Origin of the sequence: Chryseobacterium rhizoplanae (genome assembly GCF_900182655.1) — a bacterium.
GTDB lineage: Bacteria > Bacteroidota > Bacteroidia > Flavobacteriales > Weeksellaceae > Chryseobacterium > Chryseobacterium rhizoplanae.
The window spans coordinates 56,997-74,594 of record NZ_FXTC01000012.1 but is presented as its reverse complement, the minus strand read 5'-3'; the positions used below and the strand labels follow the sequence as shown (position 1 = coordinate 74,594).

The 17,598-nt window shown below is 37.7% G+C and carries 16 protein-coding genes; 6 read left to right on the top strand and 10 right to left on the bottom strand.

Annotated features, from left to right (window positions below; genetic code table 11):
- Window positions 1–687 (top strand): DNA repair protein RecO, encoded by a 687-nt coding sequence (recO, locus tag FN817_RS20365; protein WP_142719532.1) that lies wholly within the window; start codon window positions 1–3, stop codon window positions 685–687.
- A 25-nt stretch (window positions 688–712) separates the two neighbouring features.
- Here the strand turns inward: recO and FN817_RS20360 are convergent, their stop codons facing one another.
- The 4 genes from FN817_RS20360 to FN817_RS20345 form a co-directional block, all read right to left on the bottom strand.
- Window positions 713–3,382, bottom strand: a complete 2,670-nt coding sequence (locus tag FN817_RS20360) for an MGH1-like glycoside hydrolase domain-containing protein (RefSeq protein ID WP_142719531.1) — start codon at window positions 3,380–3,382, stop codon at window positions 713–715.
- 97 nt (window positions 3,383–3,479) lie between these two features.
- Window positions 3,480–4,289: a glucose 1-dehydrogenase gene (locus tag FN817_RS20355; protein WP_142719530.1), complete on the bottom strand. Its 810-nt coding sequence runs from the start codon at window positions 4,287–4,289 to the stop codon at window positions 3,480–3,482.
- A gap of 73 nt (window positions 4,290–4,362) precedes the next feature.
- Window positions 4,363–4,836: a GNAT family N-acetyltransferase gene (locus tag FN817_RS20350; RefSeq protein WP_047424143.1), complete on the bottom strand. Its 474-nt coding sequence runs from the start codon at window positions 4,834–4,836 to the stop codon at window positions 4,363–4,365.
- A gap of 4 nt (window positions 4,837–4,840) precedes the next feature.
- Complete coding sequence (locus FN817_RS20345) at window positions 4,841–5,458, bottom strand: DUF1684 domain-containing protein (protein WP_142719529.1); 618 nt, start codon at window positions 5,456–5,458, stop codon at window positions 4,841–4,843.
- Window positions 5,459–5,590: 132 nt separating this feature from the next.
- Here FN817_RS20345 and FN817_RS20340 point away from each other — a divergent pair, with 132 nt between their 5' ends.
- Entirely contained in the window at window positions 5,591–7,171 is a 1,581-nt protein-coding gene (locus tag FN817_RS20340) for a GMC family oxidoreductase N-terminal domain-containing protein (RefSeq protein ID WP_142719528.1), read from the top strand.
- Between the two features lie 2 nt (window positions 7,172–7,173).
- On the opposite strand, the gene FN817_RS20335 is transcribed toward FN817_RS20340, so the two are convergent.
- The 3 genes from FN817_RS20335 to mqo form a co-directional block, all read right to left on the bottom strand.
- Window positions 7,174–8,040, bottom strand: coding sequence for an AadS family aminoglycoside 6-adenylyltransferase (locus tag FN817_RS20335; protein ID WP_142719527.1), 867 nt, complete (start codon window positions 8,038–8,040; stop codon window positions 7,174–7,176).
- A gap of 5 nt (window positions 8,041–8,045) precedes the next feature.
- Window positions 8,046–8,444, bottom strand: a complete 399-nt coding sequence (locus FN817_RS20330; protein ID WP_142719526.1) for a hypothetical protein — start codon at window positions 8,442–8,444, stop codon at window positions 8,046–8,048.
- 67 nt (window positions 8,445–8,511) lie between these two features.
- A complete protein-coding gene (mqo, locus tag FN817_RS20325) occupies window positions 8,512–10,017 on the bottom strand; it encodes a malate dehydrogenase (quinone) (RefSeq protein ID WP_142719525.1) in 1,506 nt (501 codons plus the stop codon).
- 498 nt (window positions 10,018–10,515) lie between these two features.
- On the opposite strand from mqo, the gene FN817_RS20320 reads away from it, so the two are divergent.
- Genes FN817_RS20320 through FN817_RS20310 form a run of 3 tightly spaced genes read left to right on the top strand, consistent with a single transcriptional unit; the run spans window position 10,516 to window position 13,238 of the window.
- On the top strand, window positions 10,516–11,619 hold the full coding sequence (locus tag FN817_RS20320) for a hypothetical protein (RefSeq protein WP_142719524.1): 1,104 nt from the start codon (window positions 10,516–10,518) through the stop codon (window positions 11,617–11,619).
- 15 nt (window positions 11,620–11,634) lie between these two features.
- Window positions 11,635–12,456 (top strand): hypothetical protein, encoded by an 822-nt coding sequence (locus FN817_RS20315; RefSeq protein WP_142719523.1) that lies wholly within the window; start codon window positions 11,635–11,637, stop codon window positions 12,454–12,456.
- 11 nt (window positions 12,457–12,467) lie between these two features.
- A complete protein-coding gene (locus FN817_RS20310; RefSeq protein ID WP_142719522.1) occupies window positions 12,468–13,238 on the top strand; it encodes a hypothetical protein in 771 nt (256 codons plus the stop codon).
- 72 nt (window positions 13,239–13,310) lie between these two features.
- Here FN817_RS20310 and FN817_RS20305 read toward each other — a convergent pair whose 3' ends face one another.
- Complete coding sequence (locus tag FN817_RS20305; protein WP_142719521.1) at window positions 13,311–14,351, bottom strand: NAD(P)H-dependent glycerol-3-phosphate dehydrogenase; 1,041 nt, start codon at window positions 14,349–14,351, stop codon at window positions 13,311–13,313.
- Window positions 14,352–14,576: 225 nt separating this feature from the next.
- Between FN817_RS20305 and FN817_RS20300 the strand changes: the two genes are divergently transcribed.
- On the top strand, window positions 14,577–15,608 hold the full coding sequence (locus tag FN817_RS20300; protein ID WP_142719520.1) for a M23 family metallopeptidase: 1,032 nt from the start codon (window positions 14,577–14,579) through the stop codon (window positions 15,606–15,608).
- 119 nt (window positions 15,609–15,727) lie between these two features.
- Here the strand turns inward: FN817_RS20300 and FN817_RS20295 are convergent, their stop codons facing one another.
- Both FN817_RS20295 and FN817_RS20290 read right to left on the bottom strand, forming a co-directional pair.
- Complete coding sequence (locus FN817_RS20295; RefSeq protein WP_142719519.1) at window positions 15,728–16,609, bottom strand: MBL fold metallo-hydrolase; 882 nt, start codon at window positions 16,607–16,609, stop codon at window positions 15,728–15,730.
- A 75-nt stretch (window positions 16,610–16,684) separates the two neighbouring features.
- Window positions 16,685–17,563 (bottom strand): helix-turn-helix domain-containing protein, encoded by an 879-nt coding sequence (locus tag FN817_RS20290; RefSeq protein WP_167498906.1) that lies wholly within the window; start codon window positions 17,561–17,563, stop codon window positions 16,685–16,687.
- Window positions 17,564–17,598 lie beyond the last annotated feature (35 nt).

The window sequence follows — 17,598 nt, the reverse complement described above, 5'->3', positions numbered from 1 at the left end:
ATGAATTCACAAAACGGTTTTTTACTTTCGTTTATAAAATACGGAGAAAATGATGCGGTATTGCATTGTTTTACTGAAGAAGAGGGTTTTCAAAGCTATTTTCTAAAAGGAATTTATTCTAAAAAGAATAAAAAGAAAGCCCTGCTGCAGCCATTGAGCCAGCTGAATTTTTCAATACATCCGCTCCGTGGCAATGGTATTCCGACTGTTTCAAAATTTGAACTGGTAAAAAATAATGACATTTATACGGATATAAAAGTAAATACCGTTATTTTCTTTATTTCAGATTTCCTGAGCCACATCCTTAGATATGAGGATAAAAATATTCCTATCTATGCCGGTATTGATCATTTTATCAATGAACTGACAAACAGAAATTACCAGGCACACCTGCTTTTTTTACTGGCTGTTTTAAAGATTCAAGGGGTTGCTCCATTGTTGGGTGACGGTAAGTTTTTAGATCCGGAAACCGGAACTTTTTCCCTTGTGATCTGCCATCAGCAATTCAACGAAGAAATTTCTGCATTGTGGAAAGAAGCACTCTGTGCCGAAAATCTTTATGCCATCAAAATCCATTCTTCATTAAGAAAAGATTTCCTGGACAGCCTTTTGGTGTACTATCATTATCATATCACAGACTTCAAGACGCCTGCTTCTTTGGAAATTATCCAGCAGATATTTGAATAGGCCGATCCTCATTGGTAGAATTCTTTTATGGTTCTTTTGTCTTTTCAATATCTTCAGGCATTTCAGTTTCAGATTCCGCAATTTCTTTTTTGGAAAATCTTGGCTGCAGGATTTTGGCAATAAGTCCCGTCCAGCCCGTTTGGTGGGAAGCTCCTACTCCACGGCCGTTATCCCCATGAAAATATTCGTAGAACAGGATATAATCTTTAAAGTCCGGATCGGTCTGAAATCTTTCATATTGCCCATGAACCGGTCTTTTTCCATTTTCATCCTTTAAGAAAATCTTTGCAAGCCTTTTGTTTAAAGCATCTGCTATCTGATCCAGATTTGAATAGTTTCCACTTCCTGTAGGATATTCCACTAAAAAATCAGGGCTGTAGTAAAAGAAAAAACGCTGAAGACTATCGATTATCAAAAAATTAATCGGAAACCACACCGGGCCGCGCCAGTTGCTGTTCCCACCAAATAGTCCACTGTCACTTTCTGCCGGAGTATATTTCACCCTATAATCCGTTTCATTCAAAGTTAAAGTATAAGGATTGTTTTCATATTCTTTTGATAGTGCCCTTACCCCATAATCACTCAAAAATTCCTCCGGATTCAGCATTCTGTTTAACAATCTTTTCAAACGGTGTCCGCGAAGCAAGGACAAAAGGTGTTTGGAATCCTGACCTTTGACTTCCCATCTTGAAACCAGAGAAGCCAGTTCCGGTTTATTATCCAGTACCCATTTCATTCTTTTCTTAAAATTAGGCAGGTTTTCAATCATCTCATCATCTATCACCTCAACAGCAAACATCGGGATCAGCCCTACGATGGTTCTTAATCTTAAATACATATGCGTTCCGTCATTAGAAGCTATGGCATCATAGAAAAACTCATCCTGTTCATCCCACAAACTGAATTCTTCATCCCCCATATTATCCAGTGAATTGGCAATTGACAGGAAGTGTTCAAAAAACTTCATCGCCATCTCTTCATACACATTATTATAAAGTGCCAGCTCCAGGGCAATCCTCATCATATTCAGGGCAAACATAGCCATCCAGCTTGTACCGTCTGACTGTTCCAGCTGTTCTCCGTTGGGTAAAACAGCATTCCGGTCAAAAACGCCAATATTATCAAGACCTAAGAAACCTCCTTCAAATATGTTATTGCCATTGGTATCTTTTTTATTCACCCACCAGGTAAAGTTCATCAATAGTTTCTGGAAAGCGCTTTCCAAAAATTCCAGGTCGGGTTTATCTTTTAAATATTCATCAATTTTAAATACTCTGAAAACTGCCCAGGCATGTACCGGAGGATTCACGTCACTGAGATTCCATTCGTAGGCGGGAAGCTGTCCATTGGGATGCATATACCATTCAAACAGGAAAAGTTTCAGCTGATGCTTTGCAAAGTCCGGATCAATCAGGGAGAAGCTGATGGTGTGAAACGCCAGATCCCAGGTGGCATACCACGGATATTCCCATTTATCCGGCATGGAAATAATATGTTCGTTATTAAGATGCTTCCACTCATAATTTCTTATTTTTCCCCGCGATTTTGGAGGAGGCATTTCAGCCGGATCACCTTTCAGCCATTTTTCAACATTGTAGTGGTAAAACATTTTATTCCACAACATTCCTGCAAAAGCCTGTCTTTGTACCAGTTTTTCATCTTCCGAAGTGATTCCTTTCTGGATTTCGGCATAAAATTCATCGGCTTCTTTCTGTCTTTGATCAAAAAGAGTGTCAAAATCACCGAACGGCTCTCGTAAATCCTTATCTGATAATCTGAATTCAAATGTTCTGGATTCCCCGGCTTTAAAATCTTCATCAATAAAAAAAGAGGCTTTTGTTCCTACATTTTTGGGATTTACAGACTGAGAGTTACCCGTCATTACAAAATTATTGATCCCGTCTTTGCAGAATTTTGATTCATTTTGTGACTGGTAAAGTCTTTCATTATTGGTTTCATTGTTACAAAACAGGGTTTTTAAAGATTGTTTTGCATACAAATTTTTGATGTCAATATCCTGATGATTTACTTTAATCCGGTCTGCATCTTCAGCATATAATTTTGGCTGATAGTCGTCATATCCCCAATTCCAGGTATTCCTGAACCAAACCGTAGGCAATATGACGAGAGAAGCCTCTTTTTCAGATTTGTTGACAATGGTAAGTCTGACCAGAATATCATTCTGACTTTCTTTTGCATATTCAATAAAGATGTCAAAGTATTCATTGTTATCAAAAATTCCGGTATCAATCAGTTCATATTCCGTTTCATCCTTACTTCTCGAAGCATTTGTTTTTACAAGATCTTCATAGGGAAAAGTATTTTGCGGATATTTATACAGCATTTTCATGTAAGAATGCGTAGGTGTAGAATCCAGGTAGTAAAAATATTCCTTCACGTCTTCACCGTGATTTCCCTGTCCGTTGGTCAACCCAAAGAACCGTTCTTTTACCATTTTATCCTTTTTATTCCAGAATCCGACAGAGAATACCAGCTTCTGAAGGTCATCACAGATTCCGCATATGCCTTCCTCACCCCAACGGTATGTTTTGGCTTCTGCAGTATCATGGCTGGTATAATTCCAGGCATCGCCGTTTTCACTGTAATCTTCACGAACAAGGCCCCATTCCCGGTTACTTACATACGGGCCCCATTTTTTCCATGAAACATCTGAAATTCTCTGTTTTTCTGACATAAGCAATAATTATAAGTAATGAATAATGAGCAATGAGTAATATTTGACCACATTGAAAGCTATGAGACCAACCTCAAAACTTTAAACTTTAAACTTTTTAACCTCCTGTGGAAAAGCTCTCAAACGTAGTCATTCCACCATCCACGAAGATGCTGGTTCCTGTGATATAATCAGCAAGATCACTGGCAAGAAAAGCAGCTAAGTTCCCGATATCCTTCGGCTGTCCGATTCTGTTATAAGGAATAAGGGTAAGAAGAGAATTGAGTGCTTCAGGCGTATTCCAAGCATTCTGATTAATGGGAGTCTGAATGGCTCCCGGACAAATAGAATTGACCCTGATTTTGGCTGCTCCATATTCCTGAGCAAGGGTTTGCATCAACATTCTGATAGCTCCTTTGCTTGATGCGTAGTTGGCATGTCCGGCCCATGGAATAATTTCATGCACAGAACTGATATGAATAATCTTTCCACAGGCAACAGAACGTGAAGGATCTATTCCTCTTCGTAAAAATTCTTTGATAGCTTCCCTGGCACATAGAAACTGTCCCGTCAGATTGACACCAATGACGGCATTCCATTGGTCTATTGTCATTTCAGTGAACTTTGCATCCTTTTGAATACCTGCGTTATTCACAAGAATATCTACAGTTTGAAATTCAGAAACAACATCCTGAAACATTTTGATTACCTGATCTTCTTTAGAGACGTCACAGGCGTAGGTGATCCCTTTTCCTCCGGCATCGGTAATTTCTTTCAGAACAGCTTTAGCTTCTTCTGAGGATCTTTCCGAAGAATGGTTGACAATGACTGTTGCTCCTGCTTCCGCTAATGATTTTGCGATTCCTGAACCTATTCCGCTGGAGGCACCTGTAACCACAGCTACCTGATTTCGAAGTGATATTTCCATGTTTTGTAATTTGATGTTACTCAAAGTTATGGAAAGATATCAGCAGATAAAAAATTATGATTTTAAAATTTTATTAAAGTTTTTTGTACATCAGGTATTGAGGGCCACTTCTTCCAATTCTTGTTTTACCATCAAAAATATATCCTGACTGAAGATAAATATGATAAGCAGAATCATTTTTCTGATTGACGGCCAGTACAATTTCATTGCAATCCCCGAAGTGAGTTTTTACAAAATTCCCTACTTCCAGCATAGCCATTTTCCCTATTCCTTTTCCCTGCATCCGGGGATTTACAGATAAAGAACGTAGTAAAACAGATGTTTCATCATCGGTAAGTTCAAATTTATCTTTCCCGAAATCAAGCACAAAAAAACCAACAGGCAGTTCATTCTCAAATATCGTCACCGGAAATGCGTCGTCATCATCCCGTTCACTGATACTTTGCAAAGCCTGTTGAGCAGTGGCAGTAAAACGCATCTGATTTTCATCCAAAGCATAACTGACTCCGGAAAGATCCTCCGGTTTATAGAATTCTAAATGTATCATAGTTTTAGTGATGGTAAATATCTTCATACATTACTCCTGCACGAATTTCCACGGGAAGTTTATTCTCCTCAGGAACAACAGGACAATTGTAATCATAAGCGTTATACGCACAAAAAGGATGATAAGATTGATTAAAATCAAGCACAATAGTGTTCCCTTTCGGAATCTTCAGATCCATATATTTCCCTCCTCCATAGGTTTCTTTTTCATTGGTGGCATCGCGGAACGGAAGAAAAAGATAGTCTTTGTATTTATCCTGTTTAATTAAAGCCAGACTTTGGTATAAAGTGACCGTATAGGGTTTATTATCCAGCATAAATGTGGCTTTTCCATACTCCTGATACGTCTTTGTTTTTCCTGAAGAAGTAGGCAGTTCAAAGGGTTTTGTATCTTTTGATTTAACAAATTTTGCGGTTACCCTGTATTTGGCATCAAAAGGGAAGAAAGGATGCCCTTTAAAGTTTTTAAAATTATCTCCTCTTAACGGAGTCTCTTTTGGGTTGAGATATTCAGCATTGAGCTCTTTCTGAAATTTCTGAACATCTTTCTCTTCCTTTGAAACCGTTTTCTGAGAAAAAGCCCATAATGGAAGGAGTAAAAAGAGTATTATATATTTTTTCATGAATATAAAATTATAAGTAAAACTATGAATTTCCGGAACAACAAAAGTTAAAATTCTGATAAAAAAAACACAATCTGTTTTAAATACAATAAGCACCAGCTGATCTAGCATACTTTTTGAAAAATAAAGCTCATGGACAGAAAAAATTTCATCAGGACCAGTGCATTGGCAATATCAGGTTTCTATTTTCTTCAATCCGAATTATTCCGGGCCGCGGAAAGAAAAAACAGCCAGATAACAGAAAATACTGATGTTCCGATTATAATCATTGGCAGCGGTTATGGAGGAGCTGTATCTGCATTACGCCTTTGTGAAGCCGGAAAAAAAGTAGTGATGCTTGAAATGGGTCTTAACTGGGAGAAAGCAGGAATTCCGTTCTCGAATCTTTTGAAACCCGGGAAAAGTTCTGCATGGCTGAAAAAGAAAAGCATTGCCCCTTTCATGAATATTTTTTCTCTGACTCCTTTTACCGGAATATTAGACCGTCTGGATTTTGAACATATCAATATCTGGGTAGGAAGAGGTGTTGGCGGAGGTTCTCTTGTGAACGGAGGTATGGCTGTTACGCCCAAAGAAAGTTATTTCAGGGAAGTTTTTCCGGATCTTGATGCTGAAAAATTCTACAGTCATTACTTTCCTCTGGTACGGGAAGAACTCAAGGTAAATGTAATTGATGAACAGTTTCTCAAAGACTGTCCTTATTATAAATTCACAAGAGTAGGTGAAGAAGAGGCTCATAAAGCTGGTTTTAAAACCATGAGAGTTCCAAATGTGTATGATTTTAAGTATATGGAAAAAGAATTCCGCAATGAAGTTCCCCGTTCTGCTCTTAATACTGAAGTGATCTATGGCAACAATTATGGAAAAAACAGCCTGGATAAAACCTATCTCAGAAAAGCGCTTGAAACTGGAAATTTAGAAATTCTTGATCTTCATCGTGTCCAAACGATACAACTTAATGATGATAAAAGCTATACATTAAATGTTCAGCAGATTGATACGTCGGGAATTCTGATTGCCGACAAAGTTTTCAACTGTAAAAAGCTGATTCTTTCCGCAGGAACAATGGGAACTTTACAGCTTCTGCTGCAATCTCATGCAGAAAACAACTTCCCTGTTCATGAAAAGATCGGAAAAAAATGGGGAAATAACGGGAATTTTATGACCGGAAGAAACTGGGTAAAACCTTTGTCTGGCGGTACAGGAGCCAAGCAATCTACTATTCCGGTAGGCGGCATTGACAACTGGGACGATCCAGAGCATCCGTTTTTCACAGAGATTGCTCCTTTACCAATGGGAATGGATGTCGCTACGGCCTTATATCTGCTGATTAACAGGGTTGATAAAAAGGGAGAAGTTGCATATAACAAAGCCAGCCAATCCCTGACTTTGAACTGGGACGAAAGCAATACTGCTAAAATGAAGGAAAATGCCCAATATTTTATCCGCAAAATGAATAAAGCCAATGGCGGTACGAGAAGCCATCTGCTTTTCAATAATGGTTTCGGGGCTGACATCTGTTATCATCCGCTTGGAGGATGTGTTCTGGGTGAAGCTACCAATGAATATGGAAAGCTAAAAGATCATGAAAACCTGTATGTCCTGGACGGATCATTAATTCCCGGAACCATTGGCGTCAATCCGTTTGTTACGATTACTGCGATTGCAGAATACTGTATTGAAAACCTCATCAAACAGAATGAATTTGCCTGAAATCAGGGCAATAATTGTATTTCTGTAAGATAGTTGCGGATATCGTCTTCCAGTTTCACCGGATAGATATAGTGAAGTTTTTGGGCCAAAGAAGTTCCCAGTTCATGTACCAGATCGGCACACGCAAGCAGTGCTTTCCAGTTTTCTTCAATATCATTTCCTGAGAAAGTAGCTTCCACTTTATTCCATAAGTCCGAAGATAAATATTGTTTGAAAAGTCTTCCGTGTTTATTGGTGGTAATAGTATTCCAGTCATGATTTCCGGCAATATACCATTCAATCAAAGGAACAAGATAATCTGTACGCAGAACATTTTCAGACATAAATTTGGCATAAAAAATATCCCCGCGTTTAAGACACTTTGCCACATAGGTTGTATCCCACCAGAAATCATTGAACAGCTGTTGAAATTCTTTTTCCGTAGGCTGATGTATCATGATCGACTGATAGGTTGGCGGTTTCATATTTCTTGTCAGACCATCTTTATCTATTAAAACCTGATACCCTACATCCCAATCCTCGGGAAGAGTTTCTTCATTGATTTCTTCAATAAATTCAGATACCTGGTAGAGCTTAAAGTCAACTTTCACATGGTCTTTATACAAAACCATTTTCATGGCATGCTTTCCCTCAAAAACACTGTCATCTTCTTCAATCATGGAAATAGGGTCACCAAAAAGCCTGGTCCATTCATTTCCGGATTCATAAGATGTTCTGTTTTCAAAAACAAGCTCTACATCAAGATCACTTAAATCATCTACAGGAGCATAAGGGTTTACCAGTGAACTGGTCAGAAGAACAGCACGGATATCGGGATTGTTTTCAGCCCAATGAATAATCTGTTTCAGTTTTTCTTCCCTTACTTTCATTGTTATTAAGATTCTGAGATTTTTACCCGATACACATCGGAAGAATTTCTTTTGATTGATTCTACAAAAAAGCCGCCTTCTTCAGGAATTACTTCTTTTAAATCAAAACTTTTGCAGTCTTTCGGGAGCCCGGAAAATATCAGCGTAAACCAAAAGTCTTTCATAAAAGGAACCGCTGTCCAGTAAGGAGAAATTGAAATATTTTCTGCATGAATCAATTTACTCCTATGCTCAGACTGGTTATCAAAAAGATAGGTCGAATGCCAGATCCTGATCAGGTTTCCTAAAAACGGTGACGCCGGAAAGCAACAGTGTACTATTACCTGCTTCTCCTCTTCCGTTTTCGCCTGAAGAGATTCCAGGATTTCCTTGGCAATAACAGGTTTTACAATTACTTCTTCCACCTTTTAATAAATAATAAGTAATGAGCAATGAGTAATAGATGCTGCTACTCCTTGCTCATTATTGGTATTAATATTCTAATTCTAATTTTTCTTTTGTATAATTTCTCACTTCATTGGTCAGTTCAGGATTTTCAGCCAGCTTTTGTCCGTAAGAAGGAACCATTTCAAGCAATTTCCCTTTCCATTCGCCATGAAGTTTTTCCGGGAAGCATTTTTCCAGCACATTCAGCATAGCATATACTGCTGTAGATGCGCCTGGAGAAGCTCCCAGCAAAGAAGCGATGGTTCCGCTCTTGTTCACTACTACCTCAGTCCCGAACTCCAGCTTACCTCCTTCTTTTTCATCTTTTTTGATGACCTGAACTCTCTGGCCTGCTACTTTCAATTCCCAGTCTTCTTCTTTGGCATCTTTGACAAATTCTCTCAAATGCTGCATTCTCTGAGATTTCGTCATGGCAACCTGCTGGATCAGGTATTTCGTCAGAGGAATATTATGCCACCATGCTCCGAAAAGCGATTTCAGGTTTTTGGTGTTTACACTTTCAGGAAGATCAAGATAGCTTCCTTCTCTCAGAAATTTAGTGGAGAATCCTGCAAAAGGTCCGAAAAGGAGAGCTTTCTTACCATCGATAATTCTAAGGTCAAGGTGTGGTACAGACATTGGAGGTGCGTCTACCGTAGCCTGTGTATATACTTTAGCCTGGTGTTTTTCTACCAGTTCCTGGTTATGGCTTACCAGCCATTGTCCGGAAACCGGGAAACCTCCGTAGCCTTCACTTTCTTTAATATCTGAACTGTCCAATAACGGAAGCGCATATCCTCCTGCTCCGATGAATACAAAATCTGCCACCACTTCCTGCTTGTGACTATGAATTCTGTCTTTTACCTTCATTCCCCATTTCCCGTCTTCTCTTGGATCTATGTCTTTCACTTCGTGATATAGGAAAACCTCAACATTGGAATCTTCCAGAAGATGTCTCCCCATTTTTCTTGTCAGTGTTCCGAAGTTCACATCCGTCCCCATATCCATCTTCGTTGCCGCCATTACTTCGGACTGATTTCTTTTGCTCATTACCAAAGGAATCCATTCTCTCAGTTTCTCGTGATCTGTAGAAAATTCCATTCCTGAGAACAGAACAGATTCTGCCATTTTATCATGGCGTTTTTTAAGGTATTCAGCATCTTTTTCACCGAATACCAGGCTCATGTGCGGACATGAATTGATAAATTCTTTTGGCTCATGAATATAGCCTTTGGTGAGCAGATATGCCCAGAATTGTTTTGAAATTTCAAACTGTTCTGCAATACTTTCTGCTTTGGTGATATCAATAGATCCGTCTGATTTTTCCGGGGTATAATTTAGCTCACAAAATGCGGAGTGCCCTGTTCCGGCGTTGTTCCATGCTGCTGTACTTTCTTTGGCAAACCTTCCAAGTCTTTCGAAGATTGCGATTTCAAGATTTGGATCAAATTCATGAAGCAGCGTTGCTAAAGTGGCGCTCATGATTCCGCCGCCTATCAGTACAACGTCATATTTAGGTTTCGGTGTTCTGCTTGTAAGCGATTGTGACATAATTTTAAATTTTACTTCAAATTTCGGGAAAAGTTTTAAAAACAGGAACGATTTTAACACGTTATTTTTTCGTTCAAAACACTTATTGAGTACACAACAAAAAACCATGGAAAATTTCAATAAAGCACCATTGAAATGATTGATAATCTAAAAGTTTTATTGATTAAAATGTTAAATTTTTATTTTTTTATTTCACTGAACGGTAAGTAATTAATTTTTTTTTCAACGATAAAATTTTATAAAAACTTAAGTTTATTTAAGTCCGCCATATTAAAGACTGTAATCATAACTATTTACGCTATTATAGTTTATCAACAACAAGTGATAAAAATTACACTATAAACACATAATATCACTTTTTATTGATAAATATATAATTTTATAGATTTAATTCTATACATAACACATTTAACAATTGTTTTTTTTACGTACCTTTCAATTGATTTAATACTTATTCCACAAGGATTTAATTAAAATTATTTCATAAACATTCTACAGATGAAAATTATTAATTTCGTGAGTACACTATTCGCGGTAGTGGCATTTGCCCAAAGCGGAAGTGTAGGAATCAACACGTCCACACCGGACCCCAGTGCTATTCTGCACATTGAGAACTTCAGTGGAACACCGGCCACAGCTACTGCTGCCATTTCTGGAGGAGCTGTTACCGGAATTACCATCAACAACGGAGGAAGTGGCTATACTTCCCTGCCAACAATTAATTTTTATGGAGGAGGATCTGTCGTGAACGGAGGTTCAAAAGCCCGTGCTACAGCAGTAATTTCCAACGGTCAGGTTACAGGTATAACGATTAACAACGGAGGAAGTGGCTACACTACTGCTCCTACAGTAATTGTTTCCGGAGGTAATAAAGGATTATTATTTCCCAACCTGAATATTGCTAACCTAACGAGCACAACAAGCCCTGTTGCTTCGCCTGCCAACGGACTTATTGGGTTCAATGGAGGAACTAACAGCAACAACAAAGCGCTTCATTTTTTCAATAGCACAACCAATTCATGGCAAAGTACTATTGATGCTCAGAACACTCCCAAAGTCGCCTATCTTGATTTTACCGGATCCTTATCTGCCCTTGACAATGCTGTAGCGGGTGCCAGTACTCAGCTTATGGCTAATAATCCGGCAGTTTCAGGAGTTTCAAACATCAGTGGATTTAAAGTTCTTCCAAACAGTTCCGGAGGATATTCCCTGATTCTTCCGCAGGGAAATTATCTGGTAGAGGTTAATCTGAATTTAAATTCACCTCAGGAAAGCCCATCGGGCCAGGGAGGAACAGCTCCGCTTTCAGGAAGTACCTATTACCTGATGGGGTATTTTATAGATTTCATCAGCGATACCTATAATAATACGACGAATACCTTTACAGCAGGGAGTGCCACAAGGAAAGAAGTTCCTATTGTTTCTAAAGTCAATACCAACCATCTCGCTACCTGGTCTTATTATTATACTGTTCCTGCTAATGCGAATACTAATATTATAGGAGGATTAAGATTAAATCTCGGCAGGATGCAGAACAGTACATTCTATGATCTTGTGAATGTAATCCCTACCGGTTCTTATATTAAAATATCTCAGCTATAAAAAAACAATCAACATATGAAAAAAAGTTATATCCTGCTATTATTAATGATAGCCCAGATCATATATGCACAGGTTGCTATTGGGAAAAGCTCCGTAAACAGCTCGTCGGTTCTGGAGGTCTCACAGGCAACCAATAAAGGAGTACTTCTTCCAAGAGTGGATATTGTGGATGTTTTGAGTAACACTTCTCCGGTCAATAATCCGGCAGAAGGACTGGTGGTATACAATAAAGGCAATTCTATCAGCCCCGGTCTTTATATATGGAAAAACAACAGATGGACCCAGTTGTCTGACACCTATAATCTGGTAAGTTATATGATGCTTCAGCGCACTTCTGACTATACAATACTTGGAGGTCTCACCAACGGCACATACAAGAATTTCAACGATGCTGCATTTACTGTTGTATCGAATGATATCGGAGCTTTATACAACACTTCTACAGGAGTCATTACTCTTCCCGGAAACAGCGGCTACCTGGTGAATGTATGTCTGAACATCAGAACAGCGCTTGAAAGCACTACTGCCGGAATCGGAGGAACGCCTGTTCACCTGCATCAGTATCTGGTAAAACTTATTGATCCGTCTACCGGAAATCAGTATGGAAAAACAATCAGCATCAATGCACAGTCGATAGCCAGCAATAAAACCCATACCCTCAATATGAGCTTCTCTTTTGTGACTACTTCAGCAACCCCTATCCTTTTAGTACCCGCCATTGCTCACGATGCAGGAGGGACTTACCAGAACGGATCCGGAGGAACAGCTCCTAATAACGGAGAAATCATTATTACCAATGCTAAAGTTGATATTCAAAGATCAGCACTTAATCAATAATCAATTGAACAATGAAAACATCTATTTATATCATTTGTATGATGCTGTTAAGCATTTTCTCAAATGCACAAGTTGGCATTAATACAAACTCACCTAATACAAGTAGTGTCCTGGATATTAATTCTTCCAGTAAAGGGGTTCTTTTTCCGCAGTATGATCTGTTGGTTTTGAACAGTACCTCAGCTCCTGTCGCAAATCCTGCAGAGGGACTTATAATCTATAATAGCGGAGGAGCATCTACCTTTCCTAAAGGATATTATGTCTGGGAAAGAAATCAATGGCAGCGTATTATCGTTTCCGGTTCTGAGCCCCAGATAATGTCACTGCTTATCAACCCCGGAATATTAATTCCTACCGGAAGTACAAATAACACGCTGAGTAGCTTTACTGTTACATCCAATAAAATTACAGGAGCTTCACTGGGTGCAGATACCTCTACGATCACATTACCGGCTGGAACTTACATTGTGCGTTATTCTGTAGATTCCAGCAATGCGAATAATAACAACGGAACAGCTAATACTCGGTATCTTTCTCAAAATTTCACTTGTACCCGTTCTTATCTGATTAACTCCGCTACCAGTGCAACCATTACGGAAACCAACAGAATGTGCCAGCTGTCAAGCTCTTTTACATTCTTCCAGGGCAGTTATTTTTTAACATTGACGGCTCCAACAACTATCCGTCAGAAATTTGAATTTGATTCAGGAAACGGCTTTACAGCAAGCAATCTGAATGTAAGATCATCATTATCACTTGTCATTACTAAGATGAGTCTATAAAAAAACTTAAGCACTTGTTGTACTTAAGTTTCATTATTTATGTTTAACAGGACTTATTCCAAGTCCTGTTTTTTAATTCAATTTTGCGATCAGTTTTTTAAACTGTTTTTCAGCATTTTTACCTTCATAAAGAATGGCATATACGGTATCGATAATTGGAAGTTTAAGATTTTTCTGCTTTGCTGTTTTATAAATAGAATTGGCAGCATAATATCCTTCAGCCACCATATTCATAGACTGAATGGCAGATTTCACGGTATATCCTTTTCCGATAAGGTTTCCAAGGTTTCTGTTTCTTGAGAAAAGTGAATAAGCAGTTACCAGAAGGTCACCCAGATAAGCACTTTCATTCACATCTCGCGGTGCTTCATAGATGGCTTCCAGGAAAGCTTCCATTTCACGGATTGCATTGGAAACAAAAACAGCCGTAAAGTTATCGCCATACCCTAATCCACTTGCTATTCCCGCTCCTATCGCAAAAATATTTTTAAGAATGGCACTGTATTCATTTCCTAAAATATCTTTACTGGTATGTACTTTAATAAAGTCTGAACTGAAGATTCCTTCAAGTTTTTCAGCCGTTTCATCTTCTACTGCTGCAATGGTAAGGTAAGAAAGTCTTTCCATTGCTACCTCCTCTGCATGACAAGGTCCTGCAATAACCGCCTGATTTCTGAACCCGATTTTAAATTCATCACGCAGATAATGGGCTACCACATCATTTACTTTAGGAATAATCCCTTTAATTGCGGAGATAAAGATCTTATCGGAATAATCACAGGTCATCTTATCCAGTGTATCAGACAGGTAGATAGACGGAGTTGCCAGAACAATAACGTCACAGGCAGAAACCAGTTCATTGATATCCGTCGTTAATTTTAAGCTTTTCAGATTGAAATGAGCAGCTGTAAGATAAGTCGGGTTGTGTCCGCGAAGCTCAATGGCTCCTTTTACAAACTCACTTCTTACGCACCAGTGTACAACTTTGCAGTTTTCAACAAGCATTTTTACGATAGCGGTTGCAAAACTTCCGCTCCCTACAACTCCTACAGAAATATCCTTTTTATTCTTTTTTGGATTCGAAGATTCTGAAATAATTTTCTTTTTAGCCATAATTGGAATGTGAACTGCAAAGATATTAAAACAAAGACGTAACGAAGGCTTTGAAACTATGATAAACGCCATTTTCTGAAAAAATTAACACTTCAACACAATTAAACAGCTAATTAACCGTTAAATACAGAAAAAACTGAATTTTAATTAAAAATAACCTACAAAGTTTATTTTTAATTAAATTTGCAGCTTCAAAACCGTTTTAAATTTACTAAGAAAAGAAATATGAAAAAATTTCTAAGCAGCAAGAAGAACGTAAACATTCTCCTGGGAGGACTTTTGCTAGTAGTTTTTGCACAAGGTGTCTTCATTGCGAAGCTCTTTTCTGAAAGAGACGATAAAACCTACGAAGTCAATCTTGTAAAAATAAACACTGAAAAAGACAGTGTAGATTATCTAAAAATGAAAACTGATCTTACCCTCGTAGATCAGACAGTGGGTCAACTTAACTCCTTCCTGAAGTCCAAAGACATTACCAACGAAAAACTGATGATGCTCAACCAGGACAGTATTTCAAATTCTATTTATCTTTCAAAACAGGCCAACCGATACAGCCAGTATCTGATGGATCTTCAGAAAAAACTGATGCAAGTTCCGTTAGGTATGCCTACAGACGGATATATTTCTTCTAACTTTGGGGTGAGAAAAAACCCGATTCCATTCAAAACTGTTTTTGCTTCGGTAAAAACAAGTGCAGCAGCAGAAGTAAAACCGGCAGTGGCTGCAGCTCCAAAGCCTGAAGTAAAAGCTGAGCCTGTTGAGAAAATCATTGAACTTACAGACAGCTATGGAAATAAAAGGGAAGTGAAAGTAATGGTTACTCCAAAGGCTGCTCCTGTGGCTGCAGCATCAGCACCTTCTACAACAAAAGCTGTAGCTGGGACTACAACTACTACTAAAACTACAGCTGCTGAAAAAAACAATCCACCTGCTGAAGCTGATCAGATGCAATTCCACAAAGGGCTGGACATTGCTGTTGCCTATGGCTCTGATGTAAGAGCTGCGGCTGCCGGAACAATTATTTTTTCCGGACAGAAAGGAGGCTATGGAAACTGCGTGATTGTTTCTCACGGAAACGGCCTGGCTACACTGTACGGACACTTATCTCAACTTATATCTAAGGTAAATGATAAAGTAAAAGTAGGTCAGGTGATTGCTAAATCCGGAAATTCCGGACGTTCTACAGGTCCTCATCTTCATTATGAAGTACACAAAAACAATACTCCGATTAACCCGAAATTGTTTATGAATCTATAATAAAATGGCTGCCCATTTGGCAGCCATTTTTATACTTAGTTGTTTAAGAATATGAAGATGAGCATTTCTTTAAACTGTAGTTACTTAGAATTATCTGAATTTCTTAATATAACAATTCTCTATTCCAAATATCGCTTTATAGAATTATTAAGAATTTTTTTTACGTCAGTTGTTAGATTCTGGTAGCTATAAAAGCCATAAACCGCATCAAAATTGAGTTCATTTAAACGGTCTTTAATCCTTAAAATTTCAGATTTCGGAAGAGGCATTCTGTTAGGATAACTGTACATAATGGCAAAATGCTTCATACTGGGTGAAAGATACATGGTGTCTCCACATAATAAAGTTCCTTCTTTTGATAGATTTCTGACAAGTAGCACACTGCTGCCGTCGAAATGTCCACCAATATTTTCGATAGTGATATTATCCCATAGCTGAAGAGATTTATCTGACCATAATTGAATATGCTCTCCATGATCTGAGATATAATCCTTATCGCGATTGTGAATGTAAATAGGACAGTCAAACTGCTGCGCCCAATCATTCATATTACTGTAATAATGCGGATGTGAGATTGCAATGGCTTTAATCCCTCCTTTTTTATTAATAAAATCAATGATGTTTTGATCTAGTAACGGAATACAATCCCAGAGGATGTTACCTTCTTTTGAAAGCACTAAAAAAGCTCTTTGCCCGATAGCAAATTTCGGCGTGATAATTATTTCATAAAGATCTTCATTAATCTTAATGATTTGGGTTTTATAGGCTTTCAATAAATTTTCATGTGTTGTCCAGGACTGACCGGTAGCCGGAACATACTGTCTTTCTTCTGTACAGATAGCACATAATTCTTTTTGATAACTTTCCGGAAACTGTGTTCCACAAGCGGTACATAATTTTTTCATCTTAATTTCTTTTGGTAAATGCTGGTCTGCAAATGACATTATCGGAAGGGATAAAGCTGCCAGTGCCGAGTTTCTTAAAAATATTTTTCTGTCCATAATAATTTTTATAGTACAAAATTGAACAGATACTAGCTTAAAAAAAATGGACAAATGCCCAAAAGAAATGGATTTTTAAGAATTAGATTTTTTGAACGCTTTAGGACTTAATTTAATATTTGTAGTAAAAAAACGTGTAAAATAGGCAGAATCTTCAAAGCCAAGATGAAAAGCAATCTCTTTAATAGAGAGGTTTGTATAAATCAGCATTCTTTTAGCCTCCAATAATAATCTGTCTTTTACAATTTTTTGCGAAGTTTTATGACTAATACTTTTACATATCTCATTAAGCGTTTTGGTTGATATTTTTAATATTTCGCTGTAAAAAGTAAGCCTGTGCTGATTTCTAAAATTATTTTCTATTAAAGTCTGAAATTCTTGAAACTGAATGAATGATGAATTGGAGATACTTTGAATAGGGACATTCTTTTTTTTAATCTGGTAGATTTTCAGCAACAATGATTTTAATAAATTTAGAATTAAAGCTGAAGTGAATATCTGATCCGTTTTAGCCTGCGAATGAAGAATCCCGAAAAGCGATTTTATTTCTTTTGCTTCACTTGCGGACAGATTGATTACCGGGAAAACATCTATATCATTGAAAACAGTAAATTTTAATAAGAATTTTGATTGCGGTTCATCATTCTCAAAAAATCTATCATTAAATTTAATGACTCCTCCTTCTGAAAGTGTTTTTTTATGAATTTTATGTACATTTTTTGGATGGAGCAGAAATAAACAGGGCCCGGAATAGGAATAATCGGTAAGATCAATTGTATGAACTCCATGGCCGGTTTCTACCCAAATAATCTCATAATAAGTATGCTGATGTTCGTCTACCCTATTTACGTATTCGATATTTTTATCCTTATAATAGTTAATGTAAAAGTTTTCTATCTTACTGTTATGAAAACTTTCCTGTTCAGAATAAAGATGAATATGGTCTTTTTTCAAGAGAATAATGATTATACTTTTAACAAAGAATAAAT